18 protein-coding genes and 1 tRNA gene are annotated in these 13,672 nt (G+C 66.0%); 12 read left to right on the top strand and 7 right to left on the bottom strand.

The window, feature by feature from the left end; translation table 11 throughout:
* The first annotated feature begins 25 nt into the window (after window positions 1-25).
* The 4 genes from TBD_RS05105 (at window position 26) to TBD_RS05120 (ending at window position 1,536) form a co-directional block, all read left to right on the top strand.
* A complete protein-coding gene (locus TBD_RS05105) occupies window positions 26-337 on the top strand; it encodes an integration host factor subunit alpha (protein WP_011311525.1) in 312 nt (103 codons plus the stop codon).
* Complete coding sequence (locus TBD_RS05110) at window positions 315-680, top strand: MerR family transcriptional regulator (RefSeq protein ID WP_011311526.1); 366 nt, start codon at window positions 315-317, stop codon at window positions 678-680. Before TBD_RS05105 ends, TBD_RS05110 begins: the two co-directional genes overlap by 23 nt.
* A 47-nt stretch (window positions 681-727) precedes the next feature.
* Window positions 728-804 (top strand) — tRNA-Pro (locus tag TBD_RS05115).
* A gap of 147 nt (window positions 805-951) precedes the next feature.
* The gene (locus TBD_RS05120) at window positions 952-1,536 is read left to right on the top strand and encodes a superoxide dismutase (protein ID WP_011311527.1); all 585 of its coding nucleotides are present in this window, start codon (window positions 952-954) and stop codon (window positions 1,534-1,536) included.
* 144 nt (window positions 1,537-1,680) lie between these two features.
* Here the strand turns inward: TBD_RS05120 and TBD_RS05125 are convergent, their stop codons facing one another.
* The 6 genes from TBD_RS05125 to selD all read right to left on the bottom strand — a co-directional run bounded on the left by TBD_RS05125 (window position 1,681) and on the right by selD (window position 7,373).
* Window positions 1,681-2,076, bottom strand: a complete 396-nt coding sequence (locus TBD_RS05125; protein WP_148203008.1) for a hypothetical protein — start codon at window positions 2,074-2,076, stop codon at window positions 1,681-1,683.
* A gap of 319 nt (window positions 2,077-2,395) precedes the next feature.
* Complete coding sequence (locus TBD_RS05130; RefSeq protein ID WP_011311529.1) at window positions 2,396-3,088, bottom strand: transcriptional regulator domain-containing protein; 693 nt, start codon at window positions 3,086-3,088, stop codon at window positions 2,396-2,398.
* A gap of 2 nt (window positions 3,089-3,090) precedes the next feature.
* Window positions 3,091-3,813 carry a hypothetical protein gene (locus TBD_RS05135; protein ID WP_011311530.1) on the bottom strand — a complete coding sequence of 241 codons (723 nt, stop codon included), beginning with the start codon at window positions 3,811-3,813 and terminating at the stop codon, window positions 3,091-3,093.
* The gene (locus tag TBD_RS05140) at window positions 3,810-5,276 is read right to left on the bottom strand and encodes a protein adenylyltransferase SelO (protein ID WP_011311531.1); all 1,467 of its coding nucleotides are present in this window, start codon (window positions 5,274-5,276) and stop codon (window positions 3,810-3,812) included. Before TBD_RS05140 ends, TBD_RS05135 begins: the two co-directional genes overlap by 4 nt.
* A 73-nt stretch (window positions 5,277-5,349) precedes the next feature.
* A complete protein-coding gene (gene egtD / locus TBD_RS05145; RefSeq protein WP_011311532.1) occupies window positions 5,350-6,306 on the bottom strand; it encodes an L-histidine N(alpha)-methyltransferase in 957 nt (318 codons plus the stop codon).
* On the bottom strand, window positions 6,306-7,373 hold the full coding sequence (gene selD, locus TBD_RS05150; RefSeq protein WP_011311533.1) for a selenide, water dikinase SelD: 1,068 nt from the start codon (window positions 7,371-7,373) through the stop codon (window positions 6,306-6,308). Before selD ends, egtD begins: the two co-directional genes overlap by 1 nt.
* A 56-nt stretch (window positions 7,374-7,429) precedes the next feature.
* Between selD and senA the strand changes: the two genes are divergently transcribed.
* Window positions 7,430-8,590 (top strand): selenoneine synthase SenA, encoded by a 1,161-nt coding sequence (gene senA, locus TBD_RS05155; RefSeq protein ID WP_011311534.1) that lies wholly within the window; start codon window positions 7,430-7,432, stop codon window positions 8,588-8,590.
* Between the two features lie 4 nt (window positions 8,591-8,594).
* On the opposite strand, the gene moaA is transcribed toward senA, so the two are convergent.
* Entirely contained in the window at window positions 8,595-9,578 is a 984-nt protein-coding gene (gene moaA, locus TBD_RS05160; RefSeq protein WP_011311535.1) for a GTP 3',8-cyclase MoaA, read from the bottom strand.
* Between the two features lie 69 nt (window positions 9,579-9,647).
* On the opposite strand from moaA, the gene mobB reads away from it, so the two are divergent.
* The 7 genes from mobB (at window position 9,648) to TBD_RS05195 (ending at window position 13,662) form a co-directional block, all read left to right on the top strand.
* On the top strand, window positions 9,648-10,148 hold the full coding sequence (gene mobB, locus TBD_RS05165; protein ID WP_011311536.1) for a molybdopterin-guanine dinucleotide biosynthesis protein B: 501 nt from the start codon (window positions 9,648-9,650) through the stop codon (window positions 10,146-10,148).
* Window positions 10,123-11,316: a molybdopterin molybdotransferase MoeA gene (glp, locus tag TBD_RS05170; protein WP_011311537.1), complete on the top strand. Its 1,194-nt coding sequence runs from the start codon at window positions 10,123-10,125 to the stop codon at window positions 11,314-11,316. Before mobB ends, glp begins: the two co-directional genes overlap by 26 nt.
* A complete protein-coding gene (gene moaD / locus TBD_RS05175; protein ID WP_011311538.1) occupies window positions 11,313-11,564 on the top strand; it encodes a molybdopterin converting factor subunit 1 in 252 nt (83 codons plus the stop codon). Before glp ends, moaD begins: the two co-directional genes overlap by 4 nt.
* Window positions 11,565-11,566: 2 nt before the next feature.
* Window positions 11,567-12,022, top strand: a complete 456-nt coding sequence (gene moaE, locus TBD_RS05180) for a molybdopterin synthase catalytic subunit MoaE (RefSeq protein WP_011311539.1) — start codon at window positions 11,567-11,569, stop codon at window positions 12,020-12,022.
* Window positions 12,023-12,122: 100 nt separating this feature from the next.
* Window positions 12,123-12,563: a MarR family winged helix-turn-helix transcriptional regulator gene (locus tag TBD_RS05185; protein ID WP_011311540.1), complete on the top strand. Its 441-nt coding sequence runs from the start codon at window positions 12,123-12,125 to the stop codon at window positions 12,561-12,563.
* Entirely contained in the window at window positions 12,560-13,105 is a 546-nt protein-coding gene (locus TBD_RS05190; RefSeq protein WP_011311541.1) for a cytochrome b, read from the top strand. Before TBD_RS05185 ends, TBD_RS05190 begins: the two co-directional genes overlap by 4 nt.
* The gene (locus TBD_RS05195) at window positions 13,102-13,662 is read left to right on the top strand and encodes a YceI family protein (protein WP_011311542.1); all 561 of its coding nucleotides are present in this window, start codon (window positions 13,102-13,104) and stop codon (window positions 13,660-13,662) included. The genes TBD_RS05190 and TBD_RS05195 overlap by 4 nt, the downstream gene beginning before the upstream one ends.
* Window positions 13,663-13,672: the final 10 nt, after the last annotated feature.

Here is a 13,672-nt window from a genome sequence, read left to right on the forward strand (position 1 = left end):
CACCTGCCATTGCGGCCTCTACACCATGACGACTCTCACCAAAGCTGATCTGGCCGAACTGCTGTTCGAAAAAGTGGGCTTGAACAAACGCGAGGCGAAGGACGTCGTCGAATCGTTTTTCGATGAAATCCGTCTCGCGCTCGAGAAGGGCGACATCGTCAAGCTCTCGGGCTTCGGCAACTTCCAGTGTCGCGAGAAGCCGCAGCGCCCCGGACGCAATCCGAAGACCGGCGAGGAAATGCCGATCTCGGCTCGCCGCGTGGTGACCTTCCACGCCAGTCAGAAACTCAAGTCGCAGGTCGAAGGCGCCCGAATTGGAACGCCCAGCCAAGAGTGAACTCCCGCCGATTCCGGCGAAACGCTATTTCACGATCGGTGAAGTCTCCGAGCTGTGCGCCGTCAAGGCGCACGTGCTGCGTTACTGGGAGCAGGAATTCTCCCAGTTGCGGCCGGTCAAGCGGAGGGGCAATCGGCGCTACTACCAGCACCACGAAGTCCTGCTGATCCGGCGCATCCGCGAACTCCTCTACGAAGAAGGTTTCACGATCAGCGGTGCGCGCCAACGCCTCGAACATGACGCCGATTCGGCGCCGAGCCCTGCGCCGGCAGGCGCGACGACCGGCCTCGATGTCGGCGAACTGCGCAGCGAACTCGCCGCGATTCTGAAAATATTAGGTTAACAGGCTTACGCCGGACGCGACTCCTCTGCTAGAATCTCGGGCTTCGTCGGGGCGTAGCGCAGCCTGGTAGCGCACCTGCATGGGGTGCAGGGGGTCGGAAGTTCGAATCTTCTCGCCCCGACCAATCAACACAAGAAGCAGGGTCGGGTCATACCGACCCTTTTTCTTTTGCGGCAATCAAAACCGGATGCGTGAAAGGGTCTGCAAAGCGCGCCGGACGCACTAGAGTGTTTAGTTGTTGTTTCAGTTTGTTCAATATCAGGAGAGAGTTATGGAACATACCTTGCCCGCACTGCCTTTTGCTATGGACGCGCTCGAGCCGCACATGTCGAAGGAGACCTTCGAATACCACTACGCCAAGCACCATCAGGCCTACGTCACGAATCTCAACAACCTGATCAAGGGTGGCGAATTCGAGAGCAAGTCCCTCGAGGACATCGTCAAGACCGCTCCGGCCGGCGGCATCTACAACAATGCGGCGCAAGTCTGGAACCACACCTTCTTCTGGAACTGTCTGACCCCCAACGGTGGCGGTGCCCCGAGCGGCGCGCTCGCTGACGCGATCAACAAGAAGTGGGGTTCGCTCGACGAATTCAAGAAGGCCTTCCAGACCAGCGCCGTCGGCAACTTCGGCTCCGGCTGGACCTGGCTCGTCAAGAAGGCCGACGGCTCGGTCGACATCGTCAACATGGGCGCCGCCGGCACCCCGCTGACCACCGGCGACAAGGCCCTGTTGTGCGTCGACGTGTGGGAGCACGCCTACTACATCGACTACCGCAACCTGCGTCCCAAGTTCGTCGAGACCTTCCTCAACAACATGGTGAACTGGAAGTTTGCCGAAGCGAATTTCGCTTAAGCTGCTTTGCGCGCATCGCGCTTCTGCATAGGCATCAAAAACCGGGACCGAGTGTCCCGGTTTTGTTTGGCAGGCGACGCCGCGGCCGCAAAATTGGATCGCCGTATGCGTCGATCTGCAACCGCTTGTGAGGTAACTGATGGCCTACCGGCCCAAGGCTTTCTCCCGGTGCGGACGGATTTGTTCTTCAACTGAGGCAAACTCTGACTCGAACTCCTGCCGCAGAGCAGCCAACCGCACTACGTTCCCGTGGAGCTTGGCGAGGGTCGCGGCGAGATCTTCCGAAGATGAGCGGCGCAATAGACTCGGATTCTCGATAAGCCTTGACGCCTCTTCGCTCAGGTCGGGTATTTCGCCTTTCTTTTTCTCGACCTTGGCAAGAGCGCTGATTTCCAGTCCGCTTTTGGAACGACCAGCCAAGGCAAACAGGCTCTGATATCCATTTACGAGCCGAGACGAGCTTGCTTCCAGTCGCTGGTGTTCTGCGAGTACACCTTGAGCCGTACCTATGACATCGCGGATAAGGCCACGGACCTCCACTGCGTGCGCTTCACGAGCAGACGTCTCCGCGGCATTTGCAGATCGAGGGCCGTGGCGGCGGAGACCGCGGCAACAGCCAAGGAGAGCAGTCCTGTAATGGCACCAATGATTGCAACGGTATTGCTGCTTTCGTCAGCCACGTCATCCCCCTTTTTTGACGCCTAATGGTTATTCAACAGACCCCAAGAGTCCGATCCTTCCGACATATAGAGCGAGGTAATTCTCACGGAGCTTTTGATCCCTAAGATCTACTGATTGGGGGTTTCGATATTACGTTATGAAAAACCCGACGGCCTGGGTAATTTCGATCGGCGTGGCCTTATCCATCATTGATTGGCCGGTGCGCATCCTGTGTCAGCCTCGGGATCTCGCGATAGCCACCCGCAGCCAGCGTCCGTGCTTCATCCAGCAGTCCCGTGGCATCCGCGTCTGCCGCGGCGGCGCCGTCAAGCAGGCGCAGCATCGTGGTCCAGTGGGCGCGCTGATTCGCCACCGTCTTCGGCGCCGCGTAGCCCTGACGCCGCAAGTCGGCGGCGCGACTGACGAGGCGGAACTTCGCGGCTTCGAGCTGTGGCGGCAACGGCAGGGAAAGATCGAACGCGACGTCGAGGCGGTAGGGTGCTTCGATCTCCCGCTCCTGCTGCGGCGGCGGGCGCCACGACAGTTCGTCGGGCGCGGGCGCGATGCACGCGGGGTCGAGCGGGAATTTGTAGAAGCCCCACTTGGCACCCATCCAGCATTCGAGCAGCACGCGCTCGTCGTCGACCGTGCACAGTTCGCTCTTGGGTGTTGCGACTTCGGCCTCGCCGGGAAGCGGGCCATAGGCGCGGGGGTCGCGCTTCCACTTCGAAAAATCGCGATCGGGAGGCGCGCCGTAGTCCGCTTCGAGTGCGCGCCAGATTGCGATGAAGGCGCGGTAATCACGCTGGTAGTCCGGATTGCGGCGCAGGAATTCCCAAGCCCACTGGTCGCGCGTGAGGGTCGCGCAGTAGGCATAGGCATCTGCGGTCATGTTCAGATCGGCAGCAGGATCATGCTGGCGACGTTGACGACGCCGAAGCGGATCGCGCGGTTGTTCTTGTCTTCGACGATTTTCGCCAACGTGTCCTGCAGGCCGATGAGCTTGCCGAATTCGCGCTCGAAGCTGAGATTGGCGACGCCCTTGTCGTCGACGCCGTTTGCGAGCAGCAGCGGTTTCCCGCCCCGGTCGCGTGCGGTGGCGAGTCGCCAGACGATGGCCTCGGTGTTGCGCGCGGCGTTGTAGAACTTCTGCGGATCGAGTTCCGAGAGCAGGTAGAACTCGGTCTCGTGGTTGTAGGCGGCCATGTGCATCACGAGCAGGCCGCCCATGAGGGCTTCGACGCGATTGCCGGCGTAGTCCTCGCGCAGCGCATCGAGTACGCTCGCTTCCCAATTGATCGAGCGTTGCGACGATGAGCGCCAGTTCGGCAGCGCTTCGAACAGCGCATCGGTCGCGGCTTCGGCGCTCCTGAATCCCGCTTTGCGCCATTCGCCCGGGTTGCGGCGATAGAGCTTGAGCGTCAGCGTCTTCAGTGCTGTTGCGACTTCGTGTTGATGGATCTCGACGACCGTGTCGACGTCGCTCTTCACGAGTTCTTTGAGGCTGAACCCGCGCAGGCTGCTGCTGCCATCCTTGCGCTGAATCGGCTGGCCACCGCAGGCGGCGAGCAGTCCGGCGACGAGCAGGTAGACAAGGAGGGCAGGACCCGGTTTCACGAAGAGCAGCTTACTTCGATCCTTTTCGCCCAGTCCGGCGGCTCGGCCGCGTAAGCCTCGAACGCCGGCTGTTCGTCGAAGGGACGGGCGAGCAGACGATGCAGGCGCTCGACTTCGCTGTAGTCGCGCAGATCGGCGGCCCGGCGAATCGCGTTCTCCGCGAGGTAGTTGCGCAGGATGTATTTCGGATTGCGTGTGCGCATCGTGGCGGCGCGTTCGGCGTCAGGCTGGCCGTGCTGCCGCAAGGCCGCGCCGTAGCGCACGGCCCAGGCGTCGAACGCGGCGCGGTCGAGGAAGAGATCGCGCAGCGGTGCGTTGCCCGCATCCGCCTGGCTGTCGAAAGCGCACAGTTTGCGCAGGAAGATCGTGTAGTCGACGCGATTGCCGGCCAGCAGCTGTAGCGCGTCCGTGATCAAGGGCACGGTGTCGTCGCCCGGTGCGAGGCCGAACTTGGCGGCCATCCGTGCAAGGTAGGCGCGGCCGAAGGCCTGCGGGTACTCGCTGATCGCCTGCGACGCGGTCTCGACCGACATCAGCGGCACAAGCGCCTGCGCGAGCTTGGTGAGATTCCACGCGGCGACGTCTGGCTGCTGGTCGAAGGCGTAGCGCCCGCCGGTGTCCGAATGATTGCAGACGAAGCCGGGGTCGAAGGCGTCGAGAAAGCCGAAAGGGCCGTAGTCGAGCGTGAGGCCGAGAATCGACATGTTGTCGGTGTTCATCACGCCGTGCGAGAAGCCGACCGCCTGCCATTGCGCCATGAGTTCGGCCGTGCGCAGCGAAACCTGGCGCAGGAACTCGGGGTAGGGGTCGGCGAGCGTCTTGAGTTCGGGGTAGTAGCGCGCGATGACGTAATCGGCGAGATGCCGGATCGGCTCGACCTGGTTGCGGTAGTAGAACACCTCGAACGAGCCGAAGCGCACGAAGCTCGGGGCGAGCCGCGTGACGAGTGCAGCGGTCTCCTCGTCCTCGCGGTAGACCGGGTGGTCGCTGCCGACGACCGCGAGTGCGCGCGTGGTCGGAATGTCGAGCGCGTGCATCGCCTCGGAGCAGAGAAATTCGCGGATGCTCGAGCGCAGCACCGCACGCCCGTCGCCGCCGCGCGAATAGGGGGTGCGCCCGGCGCCCTTGAGCTGGATCTCCCAACCCTCGCCGGCGCGGTTCCTGACTTCGCCCAGGAGGATCGCGCGGCCGTCGCCGAGCTGCGGCACGTAATGGCCGAACTGGTGGCCGGCGTAGAGTGCGGCGATGGCGTCCATGCCGGGCAGCAGGCGATTGCCGGCGAGCGTCTCGATCGTTTCGGGCCGCTTCAGTTCAGTTGCGTCGAGATCGAGCAGCGACAGTGCCTCGGGGCTGTAGCAGACGAGATAGGGATCGGGCACCGGTGTCGGGCAGACGCGCGCGTAATAGGTCTCGGGCAGACGGGCGAAGCCGTTGTCGAAGGTGAGCGATTCAAGCGTGGCCATGCGCAAATTCTACGGGCTCGCGGCGCGGACCCGACCCGGCCGACGAAGGGGATAAACGCGGCGAGACTCGGCGTCAGCCGGTTTCGCATGCGCCATACAACTGCACCGCGAAGCCCTCGTGCTCCCAGTGCCGCGCGCATTGCCAGCCTGCGGATTCGGCCAGCGCCGCGAATTCGTCGCCGCGGTATTTGTACGAATGCTCGGTATGCAGCGTCTCGCCGAGCGCGAAGCGGAAGGATTCGCCCGCGACCCGCACCGTCTGTTCCGCGAGGCTGACGAGATGCATCTCGACGCGGCCGCGCACGGGCTGATAGAACGCATAGTGGCGAAAGCGCGCGAGGTCGAAATCGGCGTCGAGTTCGCGATTGAGCCGCGTCAGCAGGTTGAGGTTGAACGCGGCGGTCATCCCGGCCGCGTCGTTGTACGCTGCGTGCAGCCGCAGCGGATCCTTCTTCAGGTCGAAACCGATGAGCAGCCGTCCCTGCCGGCCAGCCAAGTCGCGGAAGCGCGCGAGCAGGGCCTTCACGGCTTCCGGTTCGAAATTCCCGATGCTCGAGCCCGGGTAGTAGACGAGCCGCCGCCCCGAAGGGAGCCACCGGGCGGCCGCTTCGAGATCGCGCAGAAAATCCATCGACAAGGCGGACACGGCGAGCCCGGGATGGTCGCGCGCGACGGCTTCGGCAGCCGCCGCCAGGGGGGCGCCGGCGATGTCGATGACGACGAGGCTCTTCGGATGCAGCGCACCAAGCAGCTGCCTCACCTTGACGCAGTCCCCTGCGCCGGGCTCGATGATGCAGTCGACTTCGCCCACGGCGTCGGCGATCTCGGGCAGATGGGCCGCCATGAGACTTTGCTCGGTGCGGCACAGCGTGTATTCGGGCTGTGCGCAGATCGCGTCGAACAGTCGGCAGCCGGCGGCATCGTAGAAATATTTCGGCGGAATTGCCTTCGGATGCGCGGCAAGTCCCGCGAGGACCTCGCCGCGCACGTCGTCGTGGGCGGCGGGATAGTCCTGGAAGGCGAAGGCCACTAGGGGCGGACCGTGACCCGGCTGCCGGCGCCGAGGCGGCCGATTTCCGCAGCGTCCGCGAAGCCGTGGCGATGAAAGATATCGAGCACGGTGTCGCGCGCAGCGGGATCGCAGCTCACGAGCAGTCCGCCGCTCGTCTGCGGGTCGGTGAGCAATGCGCGTTGCCACTCGGGCATGGCGTCGGGCAACACGACTTCGCCGCCGTAGCTCGCCCAGTTGCGTGCGCTCGCGCCTGTGACGTGGCCACCTTGCGCCAGCTCGCCGACGCCCGGCAACAGCGGCAGACGACCGAGTTCGACCTCGGCCGACAACCCCGACGCCCGCGTGATCTCGAGCAGATGGCCGAGCAGGCCGAAGCCCGTGATGTCGGTCATCGCATGAACGCCGGCGGCGTCCGCGAGTTCGCCGCCCGGGGTATTCAGCTGCGTCGTCGCGGCGATCATTGCCGCATACTGGGCGTCGCTCAGCAGGCCTTTTTTCAGCGCCGCGCTGTAGACACCGACGCCAAGCGGCTTGCCGAGGACCAGGCTGTCGCCCGCGCGGCCGCCCGCGTTCTGCTTGACCCTGCGCGGGTTCACTACGCCGATGCCCACCAGACCATAGATCGGCTCCGGTGCGTCGATCGAGTGGCCGCCGGCGATCGGCACGCCTGCGGCTTTGCAGACCGCTTCGCCGCCGGCGAGAATCTGCCGGATCACCTCGTTCGGCAGCCTGCCGATCGGCATGCCGACGATCGCGAGCGCAAAAAGCGGCCGCCCGCCCATGGCGTAGACGTCGGAGAGCGCGTTGGTCGCGGCGATCCGTCCGAACTCGAAGGGGTCGTCGACGATGGGCATGAAGAAGTCGGTCGTCGCGACGATCGCCTGCTCGTCGTTGAGCTTGTAGACCGCCGCGTCGTCGCCGTGCTCGATCCCGACGAGCAGATCGGGGTAGGCGGCCGCCACGTGCGAGGAGAAGGGTGTGTCGGCGAGGATGTCGCGCAGCACGGCCGGGGCGATCTTGCAGCCGCAGCCGCCGCCGTGCGAGAACTGGGTGAGACGGATCGGAAGAGCGGTGGTGTCGTTCATGTTCGGGTCTGTGAGAAGTGGGCGCCGCACGCATGGGCTAAAGTGTTTTATACAACATGAACGCAACTCGACCTATCAGCGGCTACCGCGCCGATCAACTCGTCGCCCGCCTCGCCGAGGCGCGCGGGCGCCTGCAAAGCCTGATCGATCGCCTGCCGGAAAACAACGGCTGGCTCGGACCCAAGGCGCCGCACCTCAATCCGCCGCTGTGGGAATACGGGCACATCGTCTGGTTCCAGGAGCGCTGGTGTCTGCGCGAGGGCGCGGACGGCGGCCGGGCCGAAAGTCTTCTGCCCGGCGCCGACGCGCTCTACGACTCGTCGAGCGTCGCCCACGACACGCGCTGGGACCTCGCGCTGCCCGCGCCCGAGGCCGTCGACGCCTATGCGGCGCGCGTCGCCGACGCCGTGGCGGCGCGCCTTCACACCGCGCTCGACGACCGGCTCGCGTATTTCGCCGAACTGAGCCTCTATCACGAACTCATGCACGTCGAGGCGTGGTGGATGGCCTTCCAGAACCTCGGCTACGCGCCGCCGGCGTCGCTCGAACGCGTGGCGCGCACACCCTCGCGTCGCCTCGCGTTCGCCGGCGGCGAGATCGATCTCGGCAGCAGTGCCGACGCCGGCTTCATTTTCGACAACGAAAAGTGGCGTCATCCGGCGGCGTACGCCGCGTTCGACATCGACGCGTCGCCGGTCGGCGAAGCCGAGTTCGCCGAATTCGTCGACACCGGCGGCTACCAGCAGCGTGCGCTATGGACCGACGAGGGATGGCAGTGGCGCGCTGCGAATGGCGCGCAGCATCCCATGTACTGGCGGCCCGCGGACGGAACTTGGGAGGTCCGCCGCTTCGAGCGCTGGACGCCGCTCGCGGCGGACCTCGCGATGCTGCACGTCAACCGCTTCGAGGCCGAGGCCTACGCGGCATGGCGCGGGCGGGCGCTGCCGACCGCGGCGCAGTGGGTCCGCGCCGGGCAGTATCCGGGGTTTCGCTCGGGCGATGCCTGGGAGTGGCTGCGCGATCCGTTCACGCCGTATCCGGGCTTCGCACCCGACCCCTATCGCGACTACTCGCAGCCCTGGTTCGATACGCACTGGGAATTGCGCGGCGGCGGCCCGTTGACCGACGCCGCGCTCAAGCGACCCGGGTTTCGCAATTTCTATCTGCCGCACCGCCGCGATCCTTACGCCGGGTTTCGCACCGCGAGCGCCGAGTAGGCGACTAACCGCCGGTCATCGACATGAAGCGCACGAGCTTGTGCGGCGCCTCGCGGAATTCGTGGCGTTCGGGCTTGAGGTTGATTGCCTCGACGATCGCCGCGTCGAGCTCGGCGTCCGAACAGCCGTCGCGCAGAAGCGGGCGGAACTCGAATTTCTCGTCCTGCCCGAGGCACATGTATGCCGTGCCGTCGACCGCGATGCGGATGCGGTTGCAGCTTTCGCAGAAATGCTGCGAGATCGGCGTGATGAAGCCGACGTTGAAGCCGCCGTCGGCAGTGCCGAGATAACGCGCAGGCCCGCCGCCCGGCAGCGCGGTTTCGACGAGGCCGAAGCGTGCGCGCAGGCGTTCCTTTACCGGCTGCAGGTCCAGGTACTCGGTGTTGCGGCCGGTCGCACCCATCGGCATCGCCTCGATGAGGCGCAGGACGAAGCCGCGGTCCATGCAGAAGGCGACCATCTCGTCGATTTCGTCGTCGTTGCTGCCGCGCATCGCGACCATGTTGAGCTTGATCGGCGCAAAGCCCGCTTCCTGCGCCGCGGCAAGGCCCGTCATCACCTTTGCCAGCACGTCGCGGCCGTTGATCCGCTCGACCCGTGCCTGCTGCAGCGAATCGAGGCTGACGTTCAGACGCGTCACGCCCGCGGCCTTCAGCGCGGCGGCGTGCCTGTCGAGCTGGGTCGCGTTGGTGGAAAGCGAGAGGTCCTCGATCCCGGGCAGGGACGCGATGCGCCGCGCGAGTCCGCTGATGTCGCGGCGCAGCAGGGGCTCGCCGCCGGTCAGGCGCACGCGGCGCACGCCGAGCCGGGCAAATGCGCCGAGCAGACGCTCGATCTCGTCGAAGTCGAGCCAGTCGGCGGGCTCCTCGAAACCCTTGAAGCCCTCGGGCATGCAGTAGCTGCAGCGCAGGTCGCAGCGGTCGGTCACGGAAAGCCGCACATAATCGATGTGGCGGCCAAACTGGTCGACGAGGGCGGGCGCGTTCATAGCTGGTGATTGGCAACGACGGGTTATATATGAAAAAATATAACCCTCTTCCTTTCCGATGGCAACGGCATGAAAGTCTTCGGCATCGCCGGCTACAGCGGTAGCGGAAAAACCACGCTCGTCGAGCGCGTCCTGCCGGCCTTGTCCGCGCGCGGCCTGCGCGTCGGGGTGATCAAGCACACGCATCACGATTTCGACATCGACCAGCCGGGCAAGGACAGCTGGCGTGCCCGTGAAGCCGGGGCGGCGGCGGTGTTGCTCGCGTCGGATCACCGCACCGCGCTGCTGACGGAGCACCGCGACGCGCCGCCGGCGCTCGATGCGCTGCTCGCCCGACTGCGCCACTGCGATCTCGTGTTGGTCGAAGGCTACAAGCGCGAGCCGATTCCGAAGCTCGAAGTGCATCGCGCGCAGACCGGGCGTCCATGGCTATTTCCAGACGACGCGAATATTCTCGCAGTCGCGTCCGACGTCGACCCGCCGCGCGCTTTTCCCCGCATCGACATCGATTCGATTTCCCAACTCACCGACTTCATCCTGAACCATGCTCTCAGCCGACCAACTGCTTGATGCCTTGCTCGAACGCGCGCGCCCGCTCGCGGCGACCGCCGTGGTACCCGTCGCCAACGCACTCGGGCGCGTCCTCGCCGCGCCCTTGACCTCCGCGATCACCGTGCCGCCCGCGGACAACAGCGCCATGGACGGCTACGCGGTTCGCACCGCGGATGTCGCGGCGCCCGGCGCGACCCTGCCGGTGACGCAGCGCATCCTCGCCGGCGCGGTCGGCGAGGCGCTGCGCCCCGGGACCGCCGCCCGCATCTTCACCGGCGCACCGGTTCCCGCGGGTGCCGACGCCGTGCTGATGCAGGAAGACTGCAACGTTGCCGGGGACGAGGTCGTCGTCAACGCGATGCCGCGGCAGGGCGAGAACATCCGCCGCGCCGGCGAGGACATCGTGGCGGGGGCCGAGGTGCTTGCCGCCGGAACGCGCATCGGCGCGGCCGAAATGGGTCTGGCGGCGTCGGTCGGCGCCGCGGAGCTGGCCGTGTTTCGCCGGCTCAAGGTCGCGTGCTTCTTCACCGGCGACGAACTCGTCACGCCGGGCACGCCGCTGCGGCCGGGGCAGATCTACAACTCGAACCGCTATACGCTGACCGGGCTCGTGCAGGGGCTCGGCTGCGAACTCATCGACCTCGGCATCGTGCCTGATACCCTGGAAGCGACCGAGGCCGCGCTCGAAGGCGCGGCGAGCGTCGCCGACGTCGTCATCACGAGCGGCGGGGTGTCGGTCGGCGAGGCCGACTACGTCAAGGCGGCCGTCGACAGGCTCGGCCGCGTGGAAATGTGGAAAGTCGCGATGAAACCCGGCAAGCCGCTCGTCTACGGACGCGTGAACGATACCGATTTCATCGGCCTCCCCGGCAATCCCGTCTCGGCCTTCGTGACCTTCTGTCTCTTCGTGCGTCCCTTCCTGCTCAAGCGCATGGGCGCCGGCGACGTGCTCTACCGCGCTTTCAGCGTGCCCGCCGGGTTCACCTGGGCCAAGCCCGGCACGCGGCGTGAATTCCTGCGCGCGCAGCTGCAGCACGACGGGCGGCTCGCGCTCTTCGCGAACCAGAGTTCGGGCGTCCTCACGTCCTGTGCGTGGGCCCACGGTCTCGTCGATGTGGCGATCGGGCAGACCGTGGCGCCGGGCGATCTCGTGCGTTTCATCCCGTTCTCGGAGCTCCTCGCATGATCGTCCGCCTGCTGTATTTCGCGCGCCTGCGCGAGCGCTTCGGCCTGGCCGAAGAAACGCTTGATGTCGCCGGGGGCAGCGTGGCCGATCTGATCGCGCAACTGCAGCGCCGCGGCGGGGTGTGGGCCGAAGAGCTCGGCGCAGGCCGGCCTTTCCGTGTCGCGGTCGATCAGGAAATCGTCGCGCTCGACGCGACGCTTGCGGAGGGCGCCGAAGTCGCGATCTTTCCGCCCGTGACCGGAGGCTAGCCATGAAAATCGCGGTACAGAACGAAGCCTTCGATCTCGGCAGCGAAGTCGCGGCGCTGACGCACGGCCGGCGCGACGTCGGCGCGGTCGCGAGCTTCGTCGGACTCGCGCGCGACATCAACGAAGGCAGCGGCGTCGCCGCGATGACGCTCGAACATTACCCGGGCATGACCGAGAAGGCGCTCGCCGCGCTGGTCGACGAGGCCTGCGCGCGCTGGGCCTTGCTCGACGTGAGCGTGGTCCATCGCGTCGGGCGTCTGCTGCCGGGCGACCCGATCGTGCTCGTCGCGGTCGCGAGCGCCCACCGCGGTGAGGCGTTCGCCGCGTGCGAATTCATCATGGACGCGCTGAAGACGCGTGCGCCGTTCTGGAAGAAGGAAGAGACGCCGGACGGCGAGCGCTGGGTCGAGGCGCGCGCCAGCGACGAAGCCGCCGCCGGGCGCTGGGAGAAACGCTGAGCGTCGCAGCCGGAGGCAGCGCGTAAGGGGTTCCCAGGGCCGCTTGACATTTGTTCTAACAAGAACTAAATTTGGTTCTGGTTAGAACAAATTAGCGCCCATGCCCAAGCAACCCGAATTCCTGCCGACCCTGCGCGCCCTCGTCGAGTGCTACCAGGCGTTCGAGGCGTCGTCGGCCGCCGACATCCGTGCCGCGGGTCTGACGCCGCCGCAGTTCGACATCGTCGCGACGCTCGGCAACACGGCCGGCATGACGGCGACCGAGCTCGGCGAGAAAACCCTGATCACCAAGGGCACGCTGACCGGCATCGTCGACCGTCTGGTCGCACGCGGCTGGGTCGAGCGCGCCGCCCACGACAGCGACCGCCGCTGCCAGATCATCCGCCTGACCCAGGCCGGCGAGCGCCTTTTCAGCACGGTCTTTCCTGCGCACATGGACTACCTCGCGCAGCGCTTCGCCGGCACCGGCGCGGCCGACCATGCGCGCTGGCGCGAGGCCTTGCGCGGCCTCGAGCAGATCTTCCGCAAGGAGGCGTCATGAGCACGGTGAGCCGGTATTCGACCCCGGCGATCGTGCTGCACTGGCTGGTCGTGCTGGGGATCTTCGCGGCCTTCCCGCTCGGCGTGTACATGCACGAGCTGCCGCTCTCGCCGTACAAGCTCCAGCTCTATAGCTATCACAAGTGGATCGGGGTGACGATTTTCCTGCTCGTCGCGCTCCGGCTCGCCTGGCGCGCCGGCCATCCGCCGCCCGCGCTTCCGCCGCTGCCTGCCTGGCAGCGCCGCGCGAGCGCCGCCGTGCACGGCCTGCTTTACCTCTTGATGGTCGCGATCCCGCTCTCGGGCTGGCTCATGAGTTCGGCCAAGGGCTTCCCGACCGTGTGGTTCGGTGTGCTTCCGCTGCCCGATCTGGTTGACAAGAATCGCGAGCTCGGCGAGCTGCTGACCACGGTGCACAAGGGGCTCAACATCACGTTGCTGGCTTTGGTCGTCGTCCACGTCGCGGCGGCCCTGCAGCATCACTTCATCGAACGTCACCCGTTCCTGCAGCGCATGGGCTGGGGAAGAAAGGAGTTGTCATGAGGTCGACACTGAGACTGGCCGCGCTGCTGGCCGCGTTTACCGCGCCCGCGGCGCACGCCGTCGAGTACCGCACTGTGCTGCCGGAAAAGAGCACGCTTGCCTTCGAATTCCGCCAGATGGGCGTTCCGGTTAAAGGCGGCTTCAAGCGCTTCGCCACTGCGTTGCGCTTCGACCCGGCCAGACCCGAAGCGGGGCAGGCGCGGATCGAGATCGACCTCGCCAGCATCGACGCCGGTTCGCCCGAGGCCGACGAGGAGGCCGCCGGGAAGCTCTGGTTCAACCGCAGCGTCTTTCCGAAGGCGACTTTCGTCTCGCGCGAGGTGCGTGCGCTCGGCGGCAACCGCTACGCCCTGGACGGCACGCTGACGCTCAAGGGCAAAAGCCGCCCGCTGACGGTGCCCGTCACCTATACGCCAGGGCGCGAGGTCGCCACGTTCGACGGCGCCTTCGTCCTCAAGCGCCTCGATTTCGGCATCGGCGAGGGCATGTGGGCCGACGTCTCGGCCGTCGCCAACGAAGTCCGGGTCAAGTTCCGAATTGCCGCCCGCGGCAACTAACCGTGCTCAT

The sequence above is a fragment of the Thiobacillus denitrificans ATCC 25259 genome (assembly GCF_000012745.1).
GTDB classification, from domain to species: Bacteria; Pseudomonadota; Gammaproteobacteria; order Burkholderiales; family Thiobacillaceae; genus Thiobacillus; species Thiobacillus denitrificans_B.